The organism is Stutzerimonas urumqiensis, assembly GCF_003640395.1.
Classification (GTDB): domain Bacteria; phylum Pseudomonadota; class Gammaproteobacteria; order Pseudomonadales; family Pseudomonadaceae; genus Stutzerimonas; species Stutzerimonas urumqiensis.
Window position 1 is genome coordinate 429,059 of record NZ_RBZQ01000001.1, and the last position, 21,381, is coordinate 450,439.

Below are 21,381 nucleotides of genomic sequence, written 5' to 3' on the forward strand. Positions count from 1 at the left end.
GGCTACACTCGCCACTGCGCCCTTACAGGAGATTGCCCGTGTCTGAGTTGCCCTCTCTTGCCTTTGCCGGCATCGGCCTGATGGGCCTGCCGATGTGTAGGCGCCTGCTGGCGGCGGGCTATCGCGTGACGGTATGGAACCGCTCGCCCGACAAGTGCGCGCCGCTGGTGGCGCTGGGTGCGCAGGTCGCTGACACCCCGGCCGCGCTCTGCGACGCGGCGGACATCGTGTTGCTCTGCCTGGCCGATACCGCCGTGGTGAGAGCGGTCGTGTTCGGGCCGAACGGCATCGTCGAGGGTGCGCGAGAGGGGCAGCTGCTGGTCGATCACTCCAGCCTGGAACCCTCTGCCACGCGCGAGATGGCCGCGGCTCTGGCGGCACGCGGCATGCGCTGGGTCGACGCGCCGGTCTCCGGCGGTACGGCAGGCGCCGAGGCGGGCAGCCTGGCGATCATGGCGGGCGGTCGCGCCGAGGACATCGAGCGGGTGCGCCCGATCCTGATGCATCTCGGCCAGCGCCTGACGCACATGGGCGAGGTGGGCGCCGGCCAGGTGACCAAGGCCTGCAACCAGATGATCGTCGCCTGCAACGCGCTGGTGATCGCCGAGGTGGTTGCGCTGGCCGAACGCGCCGGCGTCGATACGCGGCTGCTGGCCACGGCGCTCGCCGGTGGCTTCGCCGATTCCAAGCCGCTCCAGATCCTCGCGCCGCAGATGGCGGCCAGTGAGTTCGAACCGGTGAAGTGGCACGTGCGCACCTTGCTCAAGGACCTGGATACCGCGACCGGCCTCGCGCGCGAGCAGGGCGGCGCCACGCCGATGACCGGTCTGGCCGCGCAGCTGATGCGCCTGCATGGCAGTCATGGCCATCTCGAACGTGACCCCGCCACCCTCGTCGAACTGTTCCGGGAGCGCCGCTGATGAAGATTTCCGCCAACCTGTCCTTGCTGTTCACCGAACAACCGCTCATCGACCGTGTGCTGGCTGCGCGCCTGGCCGGATTCGATGGCGTGGAAATCCAGTTCCCGTACGAGCTGGCCGCCGTTCGGCTCAAGGAGGCGCTCGAGCGTGCCGGTTTGCCGCTGGTACTGATCAACCTGCCGGCCGGCGACTTCATGTCGGGTGGGGCCGGCCTGGCGGGCGTTCCGGGGCGCCAGGCGGAATTCGACGCCGCACTGGACGACGCCTTGGCCTACGCCGCGATGACGCGTCCGGCGCACGTCAACGTGCTGGCCGGTCGTCTGGCTGACGGCGTGACGCGCGCCGAGGCGCTGGATGTGCTGGTCGAGCGGTTGCGCAAGGCGGCCGAGGCCTTCGCGGTGCTGGGCATCCCCGTGTTGTGCGAGGCCATCAACCCGTTCGACATGCCCGGCTACCTGGTCAACACCGCCGAGCAGCTGGACGAGCTGCTGCGTCGCGTCGATCATCCCAACTGCCTCGCCCAGCTGGACCTGTACCACATGGCTCGCCAGGGCCTGGAGATCGGTGCCTGCGTGCGGCAGCTCGGTGGGCGCATCGGTCACGTGCAGTTCGCCGATTGCCCCGAGCGGGGCGAGCCGGGCAGCGGCGAGACGGATTTCGAGGCCGCCTTCACGGCGCTCGATGCGGTCGGTTATGCCGGCTGGCTGGGCGCCGAATACCATCCCGGCCCGCAGGGCACCGCCGCGAGCCTGGCCTGGCTCGACGCCTGGAAGGCGCGCCCATGACCATGCCCGCCGGGCTGGACAGGCTCAAGGCCGAGCTGGAGCGCTTCGGCCGTGAGCACGACGCGTCGGCCACCGAGCGTAGTGCGCGCCTGCTCAACATCACCCGAGACACCGGTCAGTTCCTCGCGCTGCTGGTGCGCGCCACGCGGGCCGCCGGCATCGTCGAGGTCGGTACCTCCAACGGGTATTCGACGCTCTGGCAGGCCGAAGCCACGATTGCCACCGGTGGCCGTGTCGTCACGGTGGAGCGTGCCGCGCACAAGGTCGAACAGGCGCGCCGTACCTTCGAACGCTCGGGGTTGGCCGGGCGCATCGAGCTGATGCATGACGAGGCGGCGGCCGTGCTCGCCCGGTTACCGGATGCCTCGGTGGATCTGCTGTTTCTCGATTCCGAGCGCAGCCAGTATCTCGCCTGGTGGCCACGGGTCCGCGCGTTGATACGGCCTGGCGGCCTGCTGGTGGTGGACAACGCCGTGTCGCATGCCACCGAGATGGCGCCTTTCATCGCCGCGGTCGAAGCGGACGACGCCTTCACCACCAGTCTGGTTCCTGTCGGCAAGGGCGAATTCCTCGCCGTGCGCGAACCGCTCTAGCGCGGCTCGGACCGGCCGGTCGCATCGCCGGGCATAAGGCCGGCGAATGGTGGCAGACACCCGCAGGCGAACGCCCCTAGAGTGCGTGGCGCCAGACGCTGGGTGTCTGGCGACCGACAAGAACAAGAGACCGATCGCATGCAACCCTCGACCCAAGCCAGCAACGCCTGGCGCGTGCTCTTCCTGTTGTTTCTGGCCAACCTGTTCAACTTCTTCGATCGCACCATTCCGGCGATCATCAACGAGCCGATCCGCCTGGCCTGGAATCTCAGCGATTTCCAGCTCGGCCTCATCGGCACCGCCTTCACCATCGTCTACGCCATCGCCGGCGTTCCGCTGGGGCGGATGGCCGACACCGGCGCGCGACGCACGATCATGGGTTGGGGCCTGATGGCCTGGAGCGGCCTGACCGCCGTCAATGGCTTCGCCTGGAATTTCTGGAGCTTCCTGCTCATTCGCATGGGTATCGGTGTCGGCGAGGCGAGTTACGCGCCAGCGGCCAACTCGCTGATCGGCGACCTCTTTCCCGCGCACAAGCGCGCCCGCGCGATGGGCATCTTCATGCTTGGCCTGCCGCTGGGCCTGCTGCTGGCGTTCTTCACCGTCGGCGCGATGGTGCAGGCGTTCGACAGCTGGCGCGCGCCGTTCTTCATCGCGGCGGTTCCCGGCATCGTGCTGGCCCTGTTCATGTTCTTCATTCGCGAGCCGCAGCGCGGCGCGGCCGAGTCGGTGAAAATTTCGCAGGTGCCGATCGACAAGCCGCTGCGCCGGGTGCTGGCGATTCGCACCTTCTGGTGGCTGACCCTGGCGGGCCTGACGTTCAACTTCGCGACCTACGCCTGCAACGCCTTCATGGTCCCGATGCTGATGCGCTACTTCGCGGTGCCGCTGACCGAGGCATCGGTCGCCACGGGCATCATCGTCGGGCTGACCGGGTTGGTCGGTCTGACGCTCGGCGGCTGGCTGGCCGATCGCATCCATGAGCGCTTCGAGCGCGGCCGGCTGCTGTTCGCCGCCGTCAGCATGCTGATCGCCACACTGTGCACCGGCTACGCGCTGCTGGCCGGGCGGATCGAGGTGGCCGTGTTCATCGCCGTGTTTGCGGTGGGTTGGCTGTTTTCCTACAACTTCTACACCTGCGTCTATACGGCGATCCAGGATGTGATCGAGCCGCGCCTGCGGGCCACGGCGATGGCGTTGTTCTTCGCCGGGCTCTACCTGCTCGGTGGTGGACTCGGCCCGGTGGTGGTGGGGCTGCTGTCCGACCATTTCGCCGAGGCGGCCATGCTGGCGGAAGGGGCGAGCGCCCTGAGCGAGGCCCACAAGGCCGTCGGTCTGCATGACGCCATGTACCTGATTCCGGCGTCGCTGCTGCTGACGATGGGCTTCCTGCTCCAGGCCGCCCGCAGCTTCGGTCACGACGCCCGAACGATGAAGGCCGGCATGGCAGCGGCGGTACCGGCCTGAGATAGGGCCGGGCCGGTGTAACGGGTTCTAGCGATGTAGGGCGGATCAGGCGCGCAGCGAACAATCCGCCAAGGTCACACGCCACTGCGAAACCTCCGGTGCATTGCTGCGCGAATGCACCCTACACAGCCAGCCTGGCGATGTAGGCGGATCAGGCGCGCAGCGAACAATCCGCCAAGGCCACGCCGCTGCGAAACTTCCGGTGCATTGCTGCGCGAATGCACCCTACGCGTTCCATCGCAGCCCAGAGGTTGTCTCTTCCTTCGCCGGGGCAACCGCCAATCGCGTATCGAGCGGTTGCGGGTTCCCGCTGTAGGGTGGGCCAGCGATAGGTGCGGGTCTCGCCTCGCGAACCCATGTCGTCGGTCATGACGGGCCCTGTCGGGCGCGGCGCTCGCGTACACTGCGCGGCCGTTTTTACGACCGGATCGTCGCGCATGTTTCACGACACCCCCGCCCGCGCCTGCGGCATCGACTTCGGCACCTCCAATTCCACCGTTGGCTGGTGGCGCCCCGACACCGATCCGCTGATCGCCCTCGAACAGGGCCAGCCGACCCTGCCGTCGGTGGTGTTCTTCAACCATGAAGAGCGCCGCCCGGTCTTTGGCAGACAGGCGCTTGCCGAGTACCTGGAGGGCTACGAGGGCCGGTTGATGCGCTCGCTCAAGAGTCTGCTCGGCTCGAAGCTGCTCAAGAGCGAAACCACCGTGCTGGGCAGCGCGGTGCCGTTCAAGGACATCCTCGGCCTGTTCCTCGGGACGCTGAAGCAGCGCGCCGAGGCGGCGGCCGGTCAAGCCTTCGAGGAGGTGGTGCTCGGCCGTCCGGTGTTTTTCGTCGATGACGACGAAAAAGCCGATCGCGAAGCCGCCGACACCCTGGCCGCCGTCGCTCGCAAGCTGGGCTTTCGCGAGGTGTCGTTTCAATTCGAGCCGATCGCGGCGGCGTTCGACTATGAGTCGCGCATCGAGCGCGAGGAGCGCGTGCTGATCGTCGACATCGGTGGCGGTACCTCGGATTTTTCGCTGGTGAGGCTGTCCCCCGAACGCCGTCGGCTCGACGACCGCCGGGACGACGTGCTGGCCACCGGGGGCGTGCACGTCGGCGGCACCGATTTCGACAAGCAATTGAGCCTTCACGGCGTGATGCCGCTGTTCGGCTATGGCAGCCGGATGAAGAGCGATGCGCCCATGCCGACCGCGTCCCATCTGAATCTCGCCACCTGGCACACGATCAATGCGGTGTACTCGGCGGCGTCGCAGCGCTCGTTGCAGAGCATGCGCTACGACATCGTCGATCCGACCGGCATCGATCGCCTGTTCCGGCTGATCGACCAGCGTGCCGGCCACTGGCTGGCGATGCAGGTCGAGGACGGCAAGATCGCGCTGACCGAGGCGCAGGCGCACCGCATCGACCTGCAACGCATCGAGCCCGCGCTCGAGGTGCTGCTCACGCGAGCGACCTTCGAGCAGACGCTCGCGCCGTTGCTGGCGCGTATCGATGCGAGCATCGCCGAGCTGCTCACGCGCGCCGGCGTCTTGCCGGACCAGGTGGACACCCTGTTCTTCACCGGTGGCTCGAGCGCCATTCCTGCGCTTCGCCAGCAAGTGGCACAACGGTTCGCGCAGGCACGGCAGGTGGAGGGCAACCGCTTCGGCAGCATCGGCAGCGGCCTGGCGATCGAAGCGAAGAAGCGCTACGGGTGACGCTTGGCGCCTTCGCCTGGCCCGAGGACGGCGGCGGATTGTTCGCTGCGCTCCTGAGCCCGCCCTACAGGTCGTGGGGCGGGGTGCGTAGCGATGCGCCGAAATGCCTGGAAATGCTGGCCTCAGCCGGCGACCAGCACTCGAATCGCTTCGAGCCGCAGCGCGGCCTTGTCCAGCATCGCCATGCCTTCCTCGCGCTGTGTGCGTAGCGCCTCGATCTCGGTGTCGCGAACGCTGGGGTTGACGGCTTGCAGGGCGGTCAGGCGGGCGATTTCTTCGTCGAGGTTGGCTTGCCAGCGGCGTTGCGCCTCGGCGACGCGCTCGGCGTGGCGGGGCGTGACCTTGGCTTCGGCCGCAGCGATCTGCGTGGCCAGTACGTCGCGCTGCGCCTGGACGAACTTGTTGGCGCTCGAGCGCGGCACGCTTTCGAGCTGGTCGTTGAGCGTGTCGAAGGCCACCTTGGCGGCCAGGTCGTTGCCATTTCCGTCGAGCAGGCAGCGCAGCGCCATGGGCGGCAGCACGCGGTGCAGCTGCAAGGCGCGCGGGGCCACCACTTCGCTGACGTAGAGCAGTTCGAGCAGCACCGTGCCCGGCTTGAGCGCCTTGTTCTTGATCAGTCCGACCGCGGTATTGCCCATCGAGCCGGACAGCACCAGGTCCATGCCGCCCAGCACCATCGGGTGTTCCCAGGTGAGGAACTGCATGTCCTCGCGGACCAGCGCCTGCTCGCGGTCGTAGGTGACGGTGACCGCTTCGTCGTCGCCCAGCGGGAAGCTCGCGTCGAGCATCTTCTCGCTGGGACGCAGGATCAGCGCATTCTCCGAGTGGTCCTCGCTGTCGATGCCGAAGGCGTCGAACAGCTCTTCCATGTAGATGGGCAGGCGGTACTGGTCGTCCTGCTCGAGGATGTCCTCGACCAGCTGCTGACCCTGTTCGCCACCGCCGGAGTTGAGCTCCAGCAGGCGATCGCGACCGCTGTGCAGCTCGCTTTCGAGCCGCTCGCGCTCGGCGCGCGCGTCGACGAGCAGCGCCTGGAAGGCGTCGTCCTCGCCCTCGTCCAGCAATTCCAGCAAGCGTGGGCCGAACTGATGCTGCAGGGCGTTACCGGTCGGGCAGGTCGCCAGGAAGGCGTTGAGCGCCTCGTGATACCAATGGAACAGGCGCGCCTGCGGGCTCGGCTCCAGGTAGGGAACGTGCAGCTGAATGACATGCTTCTGACCGATACGGTCGAGGCGGCCGATGCGTTGCTCCAAGAGGTCCGGGTGCGCGGGCAGGTCGAACAGCACCAGATGGTGCGCGAACTGGAAGTTGCGGCCCTCGCTCCCGATCTCCGAGCAGATCAGCACCTGCGCACCGAACTCTTCGTCGGCGAAGTACGCGGCGGCGCGATCGCGCTCGACGATGCTCATGCCTTCATGGAACACGGTCGCCGGGATGCCCGAGCGCACGCGCAGCGCGTCTTCCAGATCCAGCGCCGTCTCGGCGTGCGCACAGATCACCAGCACCTTGAACTTCTTCAGCATCTTGAGCTGGTCGATCAGCCACTCGACGCGCGGATCGAAGCGCCACCAGCGCTCGTCGTCGGTGACCTCCGGCAGGGTCTGGTAGCTGACTTCCGGGTACAGCTCGGCATGTTCGCCCAGCGGCAGCTCCATGTACTGGACGGGGCAGGGCAGCGGGTAGGCGTGCAGCTCGCGCTCGGGGAAGCCCCGCACTGCGGCGCGGGTGTTGCGGAACAGCAGGCGGCCCGTGCCGTGGCGATCGAGCAGCTCGCGGACGAGGCGGGCGCTGGCCTCGACGTCGCCGTCGGTCACGGCCGTCAGCAGGGCTTCGCCTTCGCTGCCGAGCATCTGCTGGATGGTCTGGTGGGCGCCTTCGGACAGACGGCCTTCGTCCAGCAGCTCCTGCACCGCTTCGGCGACCGGGCGGTAGTTCAGGCTTTCGGCGCGGAAGGCCTCGAGGTCGTGGAAGCGGTTCGGGTCGAGCAGGCGCAGGCGCGCGAAGTGGCTTTCCTGCCCAAGCTGCTCGGGGGTCGCGGTGAGCAGCAGCACGCCGGGGATGACTTCGGCCAGTTGCTCGACCAGCTGGTACTGCGGGCTGGCGCCTTCCGGGTGCCAGACCAGATGGTGCGCCTCGTCGACCACGAGCAGATCCCAGCCGGCGGCGAAGGCGGCATCCTGTGCGCGCTCGTCGTTCTTCAGCCAGTCGAGCGCGACGAGTGCGAGCTGCGCATCCTCGAAGGGGTTGGTGGCATCGCTCTCGGCAAAGCGCTCGGCATCGAACAGGGTCACCTGCAGGTTGAAGCGGCGGCGCATTTCGACGAGCCACTGATGTTGCAGGGTCTCCGGGACCAGGATCAGCACGCGGCTGGCGCGGCCCGACAGCAGCTGGCGGTGGATCACCAGGCCGGCCTCGATGGTCTTGCCCAGGCCCACTTCATCGGCGAGCAATACCCGCGGGGCGATGCGGTCGGCGACTTCCCTGGCGATGTGCAACTGGTGCGCGATGGGCTGCGCCCGGGCACCGCCCAGACCCCAGAGCGATGACTGCAGCTGGCGGCTCTGGTGTTCGAGCGTGTGGTAGCGCAGGGCGAACCAGTTCAGCGGATCGATCTGTCCGGCGAACAGACGGTCGCTCGCCAGGCGGAACTGGATGAAATTCGACAGCTGGGTTTCCGGCAGGGTGCGGGCTTCGTTCTGCGCCGTCAGGCCGTGGTAGACCAGCAGGCCGTCGACGTCCTCGACCTCCCGCACGGTCATCTTCCAGCCTTCGAAGTGGGTGATCTCGTCGCCGGGCACGAAGCGCACGCGGGTCAGCGGTGCGCTGCGCGTGGCGTATTGGCGGGTTTCGCCGGTGGCGGGGTAGAGCACGGTGAGCATGCGTCCATCCTGGGTAAGGACGGTGCCGAGGCCGAGTTCTGCTTCGCTATCGCTGATCCAGCGTTGCCCCGGTAGATACTGCTGCGCCATGCTGCCTCCCGCTGTGAAAAAAGCCGGCTATGGTAACGGAAGGACACCGTCACGGCGATGGCGGATGCCGACCGGATAACGGATCGCCGGGAGTCGTCCCGTTACACTCGCCCAGTGTCCATGCCGTGCGGCGACAGGAGAACGCCATGCTGCCCACCCTTCCGACCGGTGCCATCCCGCCTGCAACGCAGGATGTCGCCCGTATCAGCCATCAGCCGGCCGTCGCGCCGGTCCAGCCCGCTGCGAGCGACAGCTCGGTCGGGTTCGACCAGCGCCGCCCCGAGGAATCGGCCGATCGCCTGCGCGAGGAACAACGCCGTCGTCGCCGTCGCGGCTATACGCCCGAGCAACTGGCAACCGGTGCTACCGAGGCAGAAGACCGCGAGGCACTCGCCGAGTTGCCCCGGCAGGGTCTGTGGATAGACACCGAGGCGTGAATCCGGTGGCCCGCGTCGGCACTCTGCCGCGGTCGTTGGCGATCGAATGAGCATGGAGGCCGATAAGGACGTGCCGATGCTGCCCGATGCCGACCTTTACTACTGGCCTGAGTGGGTCGAGCCCGCCCTGGCCGACCGCTGGCTGGCGACCCTGCTGGCGCAGACGCCGTGGGAGCAGCCGCGCGTCAAGGTCTTTGGCCGCGAACACCCGGTGCCGCGCCAGGTGGCCTGGTACGGCGATCCGCAGGTCGGTTACCGGTATTCGGGGCTCTATCACCCGCCGCTGCCCTGGACGCCGTTGCTCGCCGAGATTCGCGCTCGCGTTCAGGCCACCACCGGCGTGCCATTCAATGGCGTGTTGCTGAATCACTATCGCGATGGGCAGGACGCGATGGGCTGGCACAGTGACGATGAGCCCGAGCTCGGACCTGCGCCGGTGATCGCCGCCCTGAGCCTCGGGGCGAGCCGCCGCTTCGATCTGCGCCGGCGCGGCACGCAGCCCATCGGTCATTCGCTTGTACTGGCGCACGGCTCGCTGCTGGTCATGGCGGGCGCGACGCAGCATCATTGGCAGCACCAGATCGCCCGCAGCCGCAAGGTGCTTGCGCCGCGCCTGAACCTCACTTTCCGCCTGATCAATCCCGAGCCGACTTCATGAGCGACGACAAGCTGATCGATTTCGCCGCTGAACGCAGCAAGCGCATTCACGACCTGAACGACCGGCGCCTGGCCGACCTGCGCCAGGCGTTCGAACAGGCGCTGCCACTCAAGCCGGGCAAGAAGCGCAAGCCGAAGAAGAAGCGCTGAGACCGCCACCGCGCGCCCGCAACGCGACGCCTGTCGCTCTCACCCGATGAGGCTCGAACGAGCCATGCCGATCCCACCGCTGTGAAGACCGCTTCCTAGCCGGCGGTTCGACTCGGTCATCCAGCGGCTGGGTCACGGTGGCCGCCCCCTTGCGGGTACCGCCATCGTCGCCGCCGAAGCCCGATTTCGTTGATCCAGATCAGCTGGAAAGGCTCGTTATTCATCGCCTCGTTGCGGCTATTGACGTTCGTCAATTTTTGTCGCGCGGCCCGCGGTTAACGTTCACCCATCGAAACGCGCAAGTGGCGCAGGAGACAGGGTCATGTTCGTCGATAACGTGGTGCTCGCAGGGGTGGTAACGGTCGGCCTGATGGTGGCCTTTCTCGGCGGGTTTGGATATTTCGTTTGGCAGGACGCGCACAAGAAGCGCTAGTTCGCCAATGCACAGAGCACGCAAGGCAATTCGGGCGACTTCGGTCGCCCTTTTTTTGCTCCTTTTTCGGCGCTCAAGCGGCTTCGCACGGCGAGCCTGGAGACTCAGGGTCGACGCCAGCCCAGCGTCCTGACACGAAAACGCCATTGTGCAGGCGCTCAGCGACATAAATGAGCGCGCGATGAGCCTCGTCCGCCAGCCGACCGGCAGCCCGAACCCCATCCGGGCAAGAGCGTCCTATCAGAGGGACCACGACGGATGCAGCCGTGAAGATCAGGTTCGCTTGCAGCAACGAACGAAAGACCCGGGAGGTCTGCGATATCGCCGCGACGCTCGGGCTGGACGTGCGCGCGTATCCGCTCGAACACGAAGAGCTGCATAGCGATGACATCGAGCAGCTCGCCGACATCAACCTGCTGGCGGCGTTCCGCCTGCTGGGCAAGCCGGTGTTCGTCGAATACAGCGGACTGGAGATCCCGAGCCTGAATGGATTCCCCGGCGGGCTGACGCAGCGCTTGTGGGACATGCTGCAGGCCGAGCGCTTCGCCGCGCTGATCGGTCAATTCGAGGACCCGCGCGCCACCGCACGCAGCGTGATCGGCTACTGCGACGGTCGCAAGCGGCACTTTTTCGAAGGTCGGCTGGACGGGCGGATCGTGACCGAACCGGCGGCCGACCGGTCGTCCCAGTGGGACAGCGTGTTCGTGCCCGAAGGCTACGACCGCACCCTGGCCGATCTTGGCGAGCAGAAGAACGAGCTGTCCATGCGCCGCCGCGCGCTGGAGGCCTTCGCCAGCTTCCTGAGGGCCAACTGATGGAGCGGCTTCGCGAGGCCTACCGCAGCGACCAACTGATCCTCTTCGTCGGCTCGGGCGTATCGGCCAACATCGGCCTGCCGCCCTGGCGCCGGCTGGTCGACCAGATCGCGCTGCAGCTGGACTACGACCCCGAGGTGTTCGGCACCTACGGCAATTTCCTCTCGCTGGCCGAGTACTACCGCATCAAGAAGGGCAACATCGGCGGGCTGCGCAGCTGGATGGACCGCGAGTGGCACCGGAACATCGACATTCGCGAGTCGGCCATTCACCGCATGATCGTTCACGGCCGTTTCGCCTCGATCTACACCACCAATTACGACCGCTGGCTGGAATACGCGCACGACGCCTACGACGTCGACTACGTGAAGATCGCCAATGCCAGCGATCTGGCCAAGGCGCGCGACGGCGTGCGGCAGATCATCAAGTTTCACGGCGACTTCGATGACGACTCGACCATCGTCCTCGACGAAACCAGCTACTACGAACGCCTGCAATTCGAGACGCCGCTGGATATCAAGCTGCGGGCCGACACCCTGAGCAAGGCGGTGCTCTTCATCGGATACAGCCTGTCCGATACCAACATTCGCCTGCTGTTTCACAAGCTGTCGAAGATCTGGAGCCGTCATGAGCGACTGGGTGTGCGGCCGATCTCCTACGTCTTTTCCCACAAGCCCAACCCGGTGCAGGAAGAAATCCTCAGCCAATGGGGCATTCGCATGCTGTCCTCGGAAATCGACGATCCCGGCCTGGCGCTCTGCCGGTTCATGCAGGACCTGGTCGAGGATTGAGCGTGCAGCCTCGCCTGACCGCAGCGGCGCCCGAGACGGATAGCCGGTGCTCGGGTGGAGGAACGGCCCGCGCCGCTGGCCTGTCGTAACGGTAGGGCGGGCTTCAGCCCACCGCGGGTTAGCTCGGTGTGCGGCCAGAACGGCCCGGCATCGAGGGCGAGGCGGCGAAGAGGTCGGCCGAGCGATGAAAGCTGCACCGGCGTGGAGAACGATCATGACGACATCGAGCGGTGTTTTATGGGGCGCCCTGGCGATCGGGCTGGTCACCGGCATGCGCAGCACGCTGGCGCCGGCGATGGTCAGCCACGCGCTGGCCGATCGAAACGATCTGGACGCCATCGGCGAGCCCGCGCGCACGCTGGCCGCGCCCCGCACGCGCCATCTGCTGGCGCCGCTGGCGGCCGGTGAGTTGCTGGGCGACAAGCTGCCCTTCGCCCCGGATCGCACCATCGCGCCGTCCATGGCGGTTCGCGCGGTATCGGGTGGCCTGTGCGCAGCGGCGCTCGCCGGTGCCCGTCGACAGCCGATGATGCTGCCGGCACTGCTCGGCGCGACGGCCGCCTGCGTTTCCTCGGTGGTCATGATTCGCCTGCGCAAGCGTTATCGCACCGGCGCGATCAGCAACGCCGCGCTCGGCCTGGCGGAGGATGGACTGGCATTCGCGCTTGGCAATGCGGGGTTGCGGCGCGCCTTGCAGGTTGAGCCCGACGGTTGAGCCGACGGATGGGCAGGCTCGAGCCGTGCCTGGCCCTTCAGCGCATCATGCAGCGGACGATAAGCCGGCTCATCTGTCTTGCCGGCGACTCCCATGCTCAATCGATCTTCCATCAGGTTCAAGCTCACCGCCCTGGCCGGCCTGAGCCTGCTTCTCATCGTGACCGTGCTGGTCTGCGCGTCCCTGTACCAGTCCAAGCGCAGTGGCGAGGTCGTCAAGCGCACCAGCGTCAGCATGCTCGAGGATGCCGCGCGCTTGCGCCTGCAAGCGCGCGCCGAGGCCGAGGCGCAGCAGATTCGCACCCAGTTCCTCGAAATCCATACCTTCGCCAGCGGGCTGGCCCGTCAGGCCGCCTTGCTGCGTGTACAACAGGCCCAGGGCGTGCTCGCCAGCGAGGCGCTGCGCCAGACGCTGACCGCCGTATTGGGCGATGCGCTGAAGGCGCGGCCCGAATTGCTGGGCATCTACATGGCCTTCGAACCCGACCGGCTGGATGGTCAGGATGCGCTGCACATCGACCGGGGCGAGCTCGGCAGCAACGAGCAGGGCCGCTTTGCGCTGTACTGGTCGCAGGCTGAGCCGGGCGACTTCCTGCTCGAGGTCATGACCGAAGAGGAGATGCACGACACCACGCCAGGGCCGAGCGGGGCGGCCTACAACGCCTGGTACACCTGCCCGCTCGAGGCTGATGCCGCCTGCCTGCTGGAGCCATACGTCGATACGGTTAATGACGCGCCGGTCCTGATGACCAGCATCGCGTTGCCGCTGCGCGAGCAGGGCCGGGTGATCGGCGTGATCGGGATCGACATCAGCCTCGCCACGCTGCAGAGCTTCGCCGAGGGTGCCAGCCGTCAGCTGTACGACGGACAGGCAGACGTCGCCATCGTCAGCCCGGCGGGACTCATGGCCGCCAACAGCCGGGACGCGGCCACGCTTGGCGAACCGGTCGAGCGCGCCTATCCCGATCAGGCCGCCCTGTTCAAGCAGGGCCTCGCCTCCGGCCGGGCGCTCCCCGCCTCGCAGGGTGAGACCTTCGGCGTGTTCGAGCCCATCGTGCCGATTCCCGGCGCGCAGCCGTGGGGCATCGCGATTCAGGCGCCGACCGAGGTGGTGCTGGCGCGTGCCGAGGCGCTGGAGCAGACGCTGGATGACCAGCGCACCCGCGACAGCCTGTTGTCCGTCCTGCTTGGACTGGCCGCAGTCGTGGCAGGGCTGGGGCTGATGAGTCTCATGGCGCGGCGGGTCACCCGCCCGATCCTGGCCGTCGCAGGCATGCTGGAGAATATCGCCAGCGGGGAAGGGGATCTGACCCGCAGGCTCGACTACCCGCGCCGGGACGAGCTGGGCCAGCTCGCAGGCGCCTTCAACCGCTTCCTCGACAAGCTGCAACCTATCGTCGCGGATGTGAAACGCTCGGTGCAGGATGCCCGCACCACTGCCGATCGGTCCGCCAACATCGCCAGGCGCACCAGCCAGGGCATGCAGGCGCAGTTGAGCGAAGTGGATCAGGTCGCGACTGCTTCGACCGAAATGAGCGCCACCGCGCAGGACGTCGCCCGCAATGCCGCGGAGGCGGCCGAGGCTGCCAGCACTGCGGACCAGGCCACCCACGACGGGCTCGCCGTGGTGGACCAGACCACCCGGCGGATCGAGCGGCTGGCGCGCGACATGAGTTCGGCCATGCAGGAGGTCGAAGGCCTGGCGACCAGCAGCGAGCAGATCGGCTCGGTGCTCGAAACCATCCGTGCCATCGCCGAGCAGACCAATCTGCTCGCCCTCAACGCCGCGATCGAGGCGGCGCGTGCCGGCGAGGCCGGGCGGGGTTTCGCGGTCGTAGCCGACGAGGTGCGCAACCTCGCGCGGCGCACCCAGGAATCGGTGGAAGAGATTCGCCATGTAATCGAGCGCTTGCAGCAGGGCACCCGTGATGTCGTCGAATCGATGCGTGACGGCCATCTGCAAGCGCAGGACAACGTGGCGCACGTCGCGTCGGCCGCGACGGCGCTCGATCGGATCGGCGACGCGGTCTCGGTCATCACCTCCATGACCTTGCAGATCGCCAGTGCCGCCGAACAGCAGAGCGCGGTCGCCGAAGAGATCAACCGCAACGTGGCCGGCGTTCGAGAGGTGACCGGGACCCTGACCGAACAGGCCGACGAATCGGCCCGCGTCAGCCAGGCGCTCAATGCCCTGGCCAACCATCAGCAGGGTCTGATGGATCAGTTCAAGGTCTGAGGACGCTGCCGCACCCGAGGAGCGCTGGCGGCCGGGTGCGGCGCCGGTCGACGTACGGCCTGGATTACGCCGCGTTCGTTGACGCAGATCAGCCAAGTTGCCGCAGGCAAAAAAATGCCGTCAATAAATTGCAGGCCCAGACGATACCCATCGCGCAAGGCCTGCCACAGAGCGGCCCTGCCGTATTTCCGAACCTGCCCGGCGAACGTCGGAGCAGTGCAGATGCGAATTCGGCCCTGGCATCGGGATAGCCAGGGTCAGGCAAACGAGGTTGCAAAAAAAGACGTGCTCAGGAACATTTCTCTGCGGTTCAAGTTGTTGATGATTCTGCTGCTGCCCCTCGTGGGTTTCCTCTGGCTGGCCGGGCTGTTCATCGCCGACCGCTATCAGACGCTGCGTGACATGGAGGCGACCGTCCAGGCGAGCGCCACGGCGCAGAAGGTCAGCCGGCTGATCGATACGCTGCAACGCGAACGTGGCGCCAGCGGCGTCTACTTGGGCAGCCAGGGCAAGGTCATGAAGAATCGTCTGCCGGTCATGCGGCGCGACACCGACGAGGCGATCGAAGCCGTGCGGGCGTCGCTGTCGGCCGCTGGCGGTCAGGGCGAGGCGGTGGCCGCGCTGAACGCCTTGCAAGGCACTCGCGGCCAGATCGATGCGCTGGGCATCGACGGGCGCGAATCAGGTGCACGCTTCACCGCCACCATCAAGTCCCTGATCGGCTTCACCTATGCGCTGAAGAACAGCGTCGACGTGATCCAACTGTCCGAGGCGCTGGGGTCGCTGAACCAGTTCATCGAGATGAAGGAGCGCGCCGGTCGCGAGCGCGCGACGCTTGGCGTGGTGTTCGACCAGGACCATTTCGATGCGGGCCTGCTGGCCAGTTTCAGTGGCAACCTCGGCGAGTTCTCCGCTTACCTGGAAAACTTCCGGCGTGCCGCGCCCGCGGACTTCGTTCGCCAGTTCGACGAGAAGCTGCAACAACCCAGTTCCCTGGAAGTGGCGCGCTTGCAGCGGCTGGCCTTCGACGTGCCGCTGGGCGCGCCGCTGGGCGTGAACCCTGAGGCCTGGTTCGAAACCGCGACCACCCGCATCGATCTGCTGGGCCAGGTCGAGGAAGCGCTCGGCAAAAGCGTGGGCGACATGGCCGCGACGGCGCGGGCCAGGGCCAGCGTGCAGCTGTGGACGACTCTCGCGCTGGTGCTGGGTGCGCTGCTGGCCGTGACGTTGCTGTCGTACGTCATCATCCGCAACATCAACCGGTCGGTCGCTGCGGTGAACGAGGCGCTTGTGGCGCTTTCCTCGCGGGATCTCACGGCCCGTGCGGCCTATCAGGGCCAGGACGAGTTCGGCGTCATCGCCAACAACCTGAACCACATGGCCGACGAACTCACCCAGGTCGTGCAGGAGATCGGCAATGCGACCGGTCAACTGGCCACCGCGGCGGAAGAGTGCTCGGCGGTAACTGTGCAAACCAGCGAGAGCGTCGAGCGCCAGCGCCAGGGCACCGAGCTGGTGGTGACTGCGATCAATCAGATGAGTGCGACCGTGCGCGAGGTCGCCAAGAGTACCAACGATGCGGCGGAGCTTTCGCAGCGGGTCAATCGCAGCACGGCGCAGGGCAAGAACGAGATCGACAGCACCATCACGGTGATTCGCGAACTCTCGACGCAGGCCGACCAGACCGCCGAGATCATCGGCCACCTCAAGCAGGAGAGCGATTCGATCTCGTCGGTGCTCGACGTCATCCGCGGCATCGCCGAGCAGACCAACCTGCTGGCGCTCAATGCGGCGATCGAAGCGGCAAGGGCTGGAGACCACGGCCGCGGGTTCGCCGTCGTCGCCTCGGAGGTGCGCGTCCTGGCGCAGAAGACCCAGGAATCGACCGGCGACATCCAGCAGATGATTGCCAACCTGCAAGCCGGCTCCGACCGCGCCGCGCGTTCGATGCAGGAGACCCTGGCGACCGTCCAGGCGGGTGCGAGCAACGTCGAGCGCGCCGGGGAACTGCTGGCCGAGATCGCCGATGGCGTGGCCGGTATCAGCGACCGCAACATCCAGATCGCCTCGGCCGCCGAAGAGCAGAGCTCGGTCGCCGAAGACATCAACCGCAACGTCACCGAGATCAACGACGTCGCCATCCAGGTCAGCGCCGGCGCCGAGCAGACGGCGACCACCAGCCTGGAACTGGCCCGTCTGGCCGAGCAACAGCAGCAACTGGTGGGGCGGTTCAAGGTCGCCTGATCGCAAGATCGCTCGATACGAAGGCGCCGCTAACCCCGGCGCCTTTTTCATTTCGTAATCAGCGACCGCCCGCGTGGCGCTCCACCCAGCCTGCGTAGGCATCGATGAATTTCTGGAGGAAAGGGCGGATGCCGTCGCTGAGCTGGCCCTGTTCGTCGAAGAAGCTGGCGGCGCCACCCAGGTAGGCCTCGGGCTGCTGCATCAGCGGCACATCGAGGAAGACCATGCACTGGCGGATGTGATGGTTGGCGCCGAAACCACCCATGGCGCCGGGCGAGGCGGTCAGTACCGCACCGGGCTTGCCGCTGAAGGCGCTCTGTCCATACGGGCGGGAACCGACATCGATGGCATTCTTCAATGGCGCCGGGATCGAGCGGTTGTACTCAGGGCTGACGAAGAGCACCGCATCGGCAGCGTTGAGCTGTTCGCGAAAGCGTACATAGGGTGCGGGCGCCGAGGGGCCGTCGATGTCTTCGTTGTAGAGCGGCAGGTCGCCGATCTCGACGATGTCCAGCTTCAGCGACTCGGGTGCGAGGTCCGAGAGGGCGAGGGCCAGCTTGCGGTTGATCGACGCCTTGCGCAGGCTGCCAACGAGTACGGCGATGGTGTAGACCTTGCTCATGCATACGCTCCGAAGATGAAGATGCGGGTTCAGGGCAGACCTTCTTCGGACGCGGATGACTGCATCCGGTGTGCATGTAGGTCGGTACGTGCGCAGGGGCTGCGTCGTCGTACGGTTGTAGCGAGGGCGATTCGATTAGCGGTAGATGGCAGCGGGCCGTCGGTTATTGCCGCGGCCCGCTCCGATGGCGTGTCAGTTTCTGCAATCGTCGCCGATTCGCTCGTACACCAGGCGATGGACCTGGCCGTGGGAGTCCTCATAGACCATCACCGCTTCGCCGACCTGGCAGCCGGTTGGGTTGGTCATCGAGATGACTTTGGCGATGTCCAGTGTCTGGCCGTAGTGATAGGTCTCTTCGTCGGCAGCCAGCGCGCCGGTGGAAAGCAGAGCCAGGGCGGCCAAGAGGGCGAAAGGTTTCATGGTGCATCTCCGATGGGGTTGGGATGCACGCAGGCTAGGGAAGCTGGGGCCATAGAAAAACCAATCTACGGCAAACGATCTTTTGTCTAATCCGTAACAATCGCTCGACCTACAGGCGCGTCGCATCCGCCCAGTAGCGCCGGTCTTCGATGATGGCGGCCACCCCGTCGAAGGCCTTGGGGACTTCCTCCTTCAGGAAGGCGATCCAGGTCTTGACCTTTGCATCCAGGTAGCGCCGTGACGGGTAGACCGCATACAGGCCCTTCGGGTGCAGGCGGTGCTCGGGCAGCAGGCGAACCAGGCGGCCCTGCATCAGGAGGTTGGCGGCGACGTAGTCAGGCAGCAGGCAGATGCCCATGCCGGCCTCGGCGGCCTGGGCGATCGCTTCGGCGACGTTGACCTGGAAGGCGACCGGTGGGCGCACGGGGCGCTCCAGGCCGTCTTCGAGAAAGACCCAGCCCTCCGGGAAGGCCGGGTCTACCAGGCGCAGGCAGCGGTGCTCGACCAGTTCATCGGGCGTGCGTGGAATGCCGTGCTGGCGCAGGTAGGCGGGCGATGCGCAAACCACCGAATGGATGTCGGCGATGTGCTGGGCCACCAGGTCCGAATCCGAAAGCTGGCGGGACAGCGAGATCACCACGTCGTGGCCTTCCTCGAGCGGGTCGGGGTTGCGCTGGGACAGCATCAGGTCGAGCGTCACCTCGGGCCAGCGATCCCGATAGCGCGCCGCCAGCGGTGCCAGGAACTGCGTGCCGAAGCCGATGATCGAGTGCACGCGCAGCCGGCCGCGCGGCGTCAGGTGCGCGCCCCCGGCTTCGGCGTTGGCCGCATCGAGGTCGGCCAGGATGCGCCGGCAGTGCTCGAGGTAGCGGGCACCGGCTTCGGTCAGGCTGACCCGCCGCGTGGTGCGTTGCAGCAGGCGTGCCTGGAGATGACGTTCGAGATCGGCCACCAGCCGCGAGACGTGGGCGGTCGACTGGTCGCTGGCCTGCGCCGCGGCGGTGAAGCTGCCGGCGTCGGCCACGCGGACGAAGGTACGGATGGCGTGCATCAGGTCCACGGGAAATGCTCCGTCTTGTCTGTTGGGCGCGATTATCACCTGACAGGTAATGGTCTATCACCGCATGGCCGGTTTTTCCGGGGAGCGGTGGTTCTCTAGAGTTGCCCGTCGTTCGAGCCGCGCCAGGGGAGCATTCGCGCCTGCTGGCGTTGTCTCTGTCTGAAACCTTCCGTCAAGAGCCCGACCTTGCGCGAACTCCTTCACGCTCTGTTGCTGCCTTCCCCGCTGGCGCTGCGTTTCGCCACGAAAACCCTGTTCGGCGGTCTGCTGGCGCTTTGGGTGGCGATGCGGCTGGGCCTCGACCAGCCGCAATGGGCGCTGATGACGGCCTTCATCGTTGCCCAGCCGATGGCGGGCATGGTGGTGCAGAAGGCCTTGGCGCGGATCGTCGGCACCTTGGCCGGCGCGGCGATGGCGGTGCTGATGGTGGCGGTGGCCGCTCAGGCGCCGTGGCTGTTCCTGGGTTGGCTCGCCTTGTGGATCGGGCTGTGCACGGCCAGTTCGACGCTCCTGCGCAGCGCCTGGTCGTACGCCTTCGTGCTGGCTGGCTACACCGCGGTGCTCATCACCCTGCCGGCGATCGGCGAACCGACGCGGGTGTTCGATCATGCGGTCGCGCGGTGTTCGGAAATCCTACTCGGCATCGTCTGCGCAACGACGGTCAGCGCGGTGGTGTGGCCGCAGCATGTCAGCGAGCGGTTGCTGGGGCAGGCCCGATCCACCTGGCAGGCGACCCTGCGCATGGCCGCCGCCGAGATCGCCGACGACACGGCCGGTGAGTCCGGCCTGTTGCCCTTGCTGGGGCAGATTCTGGCGATCGAGGCCCAGCGTGAGCATGCCTGGTTCGAAGGCGGGGAGGGCCGTCGTCGGGCGCGCGCCATTCGTGCCCTGAGCCGCGCCTTGCTGAGCCTGATCCGAACGGCGCGCGCGGTCGGACGCCAGCGCCGGGATCTCGAAGCCGCGGACGCCGCCTGGCTGATGCCCTGGCTCCGGCGAGTGGACGCGCTGTTGCAGGCGCCTGATTCGGCCGACCCTGCCCAGCTGCGCCGCGAGCTTCTGGAGCTGGCACAGCCGGCAGGCAGCAGTGCCGGCGCGTTGTACCTGCGGGGGCGGCTGGTGTTGCTGCTCGACTGTCTCGCCCGTGCCCGCCAGGCCCTGGCCGCGGTCGAGCAAGGCGCGGCGGTGGCCATCGACGAAGGGGGCTTTTCGGCTCACCGCGACCTGCGCCTGGCGGCCTTGTACGGTACGCGCGCGGCCGTGGCGTTGCTGGTGCTGTCGGCGTTCTGGCTCGCGACCGGTTGGGGCGCCGCGGTGGGCGCGATCATCCTGGCGGCGGTCGTGTGCGGCCTGTTCGCCAGCCGTGAGAATGCCGTGCAGATCGGCTTCGGCTTCTTGCGCGGCATCCTCCTGGCGATTCCGGCGTCCTTCGTCTGTGGGCAACTTCTGCTGCCGCAGTGGAGCGGCTTCGCCATGCTGGCCCTGGCCCTCGGCGTGCCGCTGTGGCTCGGCGCCCTGTGCATGGCGCGCCCGGCATTGATGGGCACGGCGACCTCGTTCAGCCTGCATTTCATCGTGCTGACCCTGCCGACCACGGGTATCGCGCCGAACGTGGCCAACTTCTTCAACGAATCGCTCGGCATGCTGCTGGGCGTGGGGACGGCGGTCATGGCGTTCCGCCTGTTCGATTTGCGCAGCCCGGGTTGGCACGGTCGCCGTCTGAGACAGGCGACGCTGCGCGACCTCGCTGCGCTGACCGAGCGCCACCTGGCCGGTGCCGATGCCTGGTTCGCCGGGCGCATGACCGAGCGGCTGATCCAGCTGGCTCGCCACTTCCCGCAGCTGCCCGCCGAGCAGCGCCAGCGTTGGGACGACGGGCTGCTCGGCCTCGACATCGGTGACGAGCTGCTGCACCTGCGCCTGTGCCTGGCGGCCGCCCACCCGGCGGATCGGCAGCGACAGACCGAGGGATTGGCGCTGCTCAGGGATTCGTTGCTGCGCGGCCCCGCGGCCGGTCGGGGCGAAGCCTTGCAGCCCGCGATCCGTGCGCTCGGCGCGGCGCTCGAGTCGGCCGCCGATGGGCCGCCCCGCCGGCTCGGCGAAGGCGCCATGCGGCAACTTCAACGAAGCTGGAACCAATGGTGCGCCGCGCAGGAGGCCGTCGATGTGGCATGAGTGGTCGTTCGGGGGCGTGCTCGTCAGCCCCTATCTGGTCGCCGCGGGTTTCGCGCTGCTGGCGACGCTCGCCGTGCGGACCCTGCTGAGGCATACGCCGCTCGGTCGCTGGATCTGGCACGAGGCGCTGTTCGACCTGGCGCTGTTCATCGTGCTGATGGGCGTGGTTGTTGCCCTGATGAGCCAATCATGA

The 21,381-nt window shown here is 67.1% G+C and carries 20 protein-coding genes; 16 read left to right on the forward strand and 4 right to left on the reverse strand.

Features of this window, described 5'->3' with window-relative positions; translation table 11 throughout:
• Nucleotides 1-38: 38 nt before the first annotated feature.
• The 5 genes from D7325_RS02240 (at nt 39) to D7325_RS02260 (ending at nt 5,468) form a co-directional block, all read left to right on the forward strand.
• A complete protein-coding gene (locus tag D7325_RS02240) occupies nt 39-920 on the forward strand; it encodes an NAD(P)-dependent oxidoreductase (RefSeq protein ID WP_120993646.1) in 882 nt (293 codons plus the stop codon).
• A complete protein-coding gene (locus D7325_RS02245) occupies nt 920-1,705 on the forward strand; it encodes a hydroxypyruvate isomerase family protein (protein ID WP_120993648.1) in 786 nt (261 codons plus the stop codon). The genes D7325_RS02240 and D7325_RS02245 overlap by 1 nt, the downstream gene beginning before the upstream one ends.
• On the forward strand, nt 1,702-2,298 hold the full coding sequence (locus D7325_RS02250; RefSeq protein ID WP_245961992.1) for an O-methyltransferase: 597 nt from the start codon (nt 1,702-1,704) through the stop codon (nt 2,296-2,298). The genes D7325_RS02245 and D7325_RS02250 overlap by 4 nt, the downstream gene beginning before the upstream one ends.
• Before the next feature lie 138 nt (nt 2,299-2,436).
• Nucleotides 2,437-3,765: a spinster family MFS transporter gene (locus D7325_RS02255; protein ID WP_120993650.1), complete on the forward strand. Its 1,329-nt coding sequence runs from the start codon at nt 2,437-2,439 to the stop codon at nt 3,763-3,765.
• A 437-nt stretch (nt 3,766-4,202) separates the two neighbouring features.
• A complete protein-coding gene (locus tag D7325_RS02260; protein WP_120993652.1) occupies nt 4,203-5,468 on the forward strand; it encodes an Hsp70 family protein in 1,266 nt (421 codons plus the stop codon).
• A gap of 122 nt (nt 5,469-5,590) precedes the next feature.
• Here the strand turns inward: D7325_RS02260 and rapA are convergent, their stop codons facing one another.
• On the reverse strand, nt 5,591-8,437 hold the full coding sequence (rapA, locus tag D7325_RS02265; RefSeq protein WP_120993653.1) for an RNA polymerase-associated protein RapA: 2,847 nt from the start codon (nt 8,435-8,437) through the stop codon (nt 5,591-5,593).
• Between the two features lie 146 nt (nt 8,438-8,583).
• On the opposite strand from rapA, the gene D7325_RS02270 reads away from it, so the two are divergent.
• From D7325_RS02270 to D7325_RS02300, 9 genes are all read left to right on the forward strand, one after another.
• Nucleotides 8,584-8,874, forward strand: coding sequence for an aspartate-semialdehyde dehydrogenase (locus tag D7325_RS02270; protein ID WP_120993655.1), 291 nt, complete (start codon nt 8,584-8,586; stop codon nt 8,872-8,874).
• Between the two features lie 52 nt (nt 8,875-8,926).
• Nucleotides 8,927-9,532 carry an alpha-ketoglutarate-dependent dioxygenase AlkB family protein gene (locus tag D7325_RS02275; protein WP_120993657.1) on the forward strand — a complete coding sequence of 202 codons (606 nt, stop codon included), beginning with the start codon at nt 8,927-8,929 and terminating at the stop codon, nt 9,530-9,532.
• The gene (locus D7325_RS19015) at nt 9,529-9,681 is read left to right on the forward strand and encodes a hypothetical protein (protein ID WP_162987984.1); all 153 of its coding nucleotides are present in this window, start codon (nt 9,529-9,531) and stop codon (nt 9,679-9,681) included. The genes D7325_RS02275 and D7325_RS19015 overlap by 4 nt, the downstream gene beginning before the upstream one ends.
• 322 nt (nt 9,682-10,003) lie before the next feature.
• Entirely contained in the window at nt 10,004-10,114 is a 111-nt protein-coding gene (gene ccoM, locus D7325_RS19350; RefSeq protein ID WP_281273480.1) for a cytochrome c oxidase subunit CcoM, read from the forward strand.
• Nucleotides 10,115-10,380: 266 nt separating this feature from the next.
• Nucleotides 10,381-10,929: a non-canonical purine NTP pyrophosphatase gene (locus D7325_RS02280; protein ID WP_120993659.1), complete on the forward strand. Its 549-nt coding sequence runs from the start codon at nt 10,381-10,383 to the stop codon at nt 10,927-10,929.
• Nucleotides 10,929-11,720: an SIR2 family protein gene (locus D7325_RS02285; RefSeq protein WP_120993661.1), complete on the forward strand. Its 792-nt coding sequence runs from the start codon at nt 10,929-10,931 to the stop codon at nt 11,718-11,720. Before D7325_RS02280 ends, D7325_RS02285 begins: the two co-directional genes overlap by 1 nt.
• A 214-nt stretch (nt 11,721-11,934) precedes the next feature.
• Entirely contained in the window at nt 11,935-12,435 is a 501-nt protein-coding gene (locus D7325_RS02290) for a DUF4126 family protein (RefSeq protein WP_120993663.1), read from the forward strand.
• A gap of 93 nt (nt 12,436-12,528) precedes the next feature.
• Nucleotides 12,529-14,670 (forward strand): methyl-accepting chemotaxis protein, encoded by a 2,142-nt coding sequence (locus D7325_RS02295; RefSeq protein ID WP_120993665.1) that lies wholly within the window; start codon nt 12,529-12,531, stop codon nt 14,668-14,670.
• Between the two features lie 285 nt (nt 14,671-14,955).
• Nucleotides 14,956-16,914, forward strand: a complete 1,959-nt coding sequence (locus tag D7325_RS02300; RefSeq protein ID WP_120993667.1) for a methyl-accepting chemotaxis protein — start codon at nt 14,956-14,958, stop codon at nt 16,912-16,914.
• A 58-nt stretch (nt 16,915-16,972) separates the two neighbouring features.
• On the opposite strand, the gene D7325_RS02305 is transcribed toward D7325_RS02300, so the two are convergent.
• From D7325_RS02305 to D7325_RS02315, 3 genes are all read right to left on the reverse strand, one after another.
• Nucleotides 16,973-17,536 (reverse strand): NADPH-dependent FMN reductase, encoded by a 564-nt coding sequence (locus D7325_RS02305; RefSeq protein WP_120993669.1) that lies wholly within the window; start codon nt 17,534-17,536, stop codon nt 16,973-16,975.
• A 192-nt stretch (nt 17,537-17,728) separates the two neighbouring features.
• Nucleotides 17,729-17,956: a DUF2790 domain-containing protein gene (locus D7325_RS02310; protein WP_120993671.1), complete on the reverse strand. Its 228-nt coding sequence runs from the start codon at nt 17,954-17,956 to the stop codon at nt 17,729-17,731.
• 109 nt (nt 17,957-18,065) lie between these two features.
• Nucleotides 18,066-19,016 carry a LysR family transcriptional regulator gene (locus D7325_RS02315; protein WP_120993673.1) on the reverse strand — a complete coding sequence of 317 codons (951 nt, stop codon included), beginning with the start codon at nt 19,014-19,016 and terminating at the stop codon, nt 18,066-18,068.
• Nucleotides 19,017-19,202: 186 nt separating this feature from the next.
• Between D7325_RS02315 and D7325_RS02320 the strand changes: the two genes are divergently transcribed.
• The gene (locus D7325_RS02320; protein WP_120993675.1) at nt 19,203-21,188 is read left to right on the forward strand and encodes an FUSC family protein; all 1,986 of its coding nucleotides are present in this window, start codon (nt 19,203-19,205) and stop codon (nt 21,186-21,188) included.
• On the forward strand, nt 21,178-21,381 hold the full coding sequence (locus D7325_RS02325; RefSeq protein ID WP_120993677.1) for a DUF1656 domain-containing protein: 204 nt from the start codon (nt 21,178-21,180) through the stop codon (nt 21,379-21,381). Before D7325_RS02320 ends, D7325_RS02325 begins: the two co-directional genes overlap by 11 nt.

Bases quoted from the DNA above. Each gene is read 5' to 3' on its own strand.
- D7325_RS02245 (WP_120993648.1), top strand. From the start codon at position 920: ATGAAGATTTCCGCCAACCTGTCCTTGCTGTTCACCGAACAACCGCTC.
- D7325_RS02250 (WP_245961992.1), top strand. From the start codon at position 1,702: ATGACCATGCCCGCCGGGCTGGACAGGCTCAAGGCCGAGCTGGAGCGC.
- D7325_RS02255 (WP_120993650.1), top strand. From the start codon at position 2,437: ATGCAACCCTCGACCCAAGCCAGCAACGCCTGGCGCGTGCTCTTCCTG.
- D7325_RS02260 (WP_120993652.1), top strand. From the start codon at position 4,203: ATGTTTCACGACACCCCCGCCCGCGCCTGCGGCATCGACTTCGGCACC.
- rapA (WP_120993653.1), bottom strand. From the start codon at position 8,437: ATGGCGCAGCAGTATCTACCGGGGCAACGCTGGATCAGCGATAGCGAA.
- D7325_RS02270 (WP_120993655.1), top strand. From the start codon at position 8,584: ATGCTGCCCACCCTTCCGACCGGTGCCATCCCGCCTGCAACGCAGGAT.
- D7325_RS02275 (WP_120993657.1), top strand. From the start codon at position 8,927: ATGGAGGCCGATAAGGACGTGCCGATGCTGCCCGATGCCGACCTTTAC.
- D7325_RS19015 (WP_162987984.1), top strand. From the start codon at position 9,529: ATGAGCGACGACAAGCTGATCGATTTCGCCGCTGAACGCAGCAAGCGC.
- ccoM (WP_281273480.1), top strand. From the start codon at position 10,004: ATGTTCGTCGATAACGTGGTGCTCGCAGGGGTGGTAACGGTCGGCCTG.
- D7325_RS02285 (WP_120993661.1), top strand. From the start codon at position 10,929: ATGGAGCGGCTTCGCGAGGCCTACCGCAGCGACCAACTGATCCTCTTC.
- D7325_RS02290 (WP_120993663.1), top strand. From the start codon at position 11,935: ATGACGACATCGAGCGGTGTTTTATGGGGCGCCCTGGCGATCGGGCTG.
- D7325_RS02295 (WP_120993665.1), top strand. From the start codon at position 12,529: ATGCTCAATCGATCTTCCATCAGGTTCAAGCTCACCGCCCTGGCCGGC.
- D7325_RS02305 (WP_120993669.1), bottom strand. From the start codon at position 17,536: ATGAGCAAGGTCTACACCATCGCCGTACTCGTTGGCAGCCTGCGCAAG.
- D7325_RS02310 (WP_120993671.1), bottom strand. From the start codon at position 17,956: ATGAAACCTTTCGCCCTCTTGGCCGCCCTGGCTCTGCTTTCCACCGGC.
- D7325_RS02325 (WP_120993677.1), top strand. From the start codon at position 21,178: ATGTGGCATGAGTGGTCGTTCGGGGGCGTGCTCGTCAGCCCCTATCTG.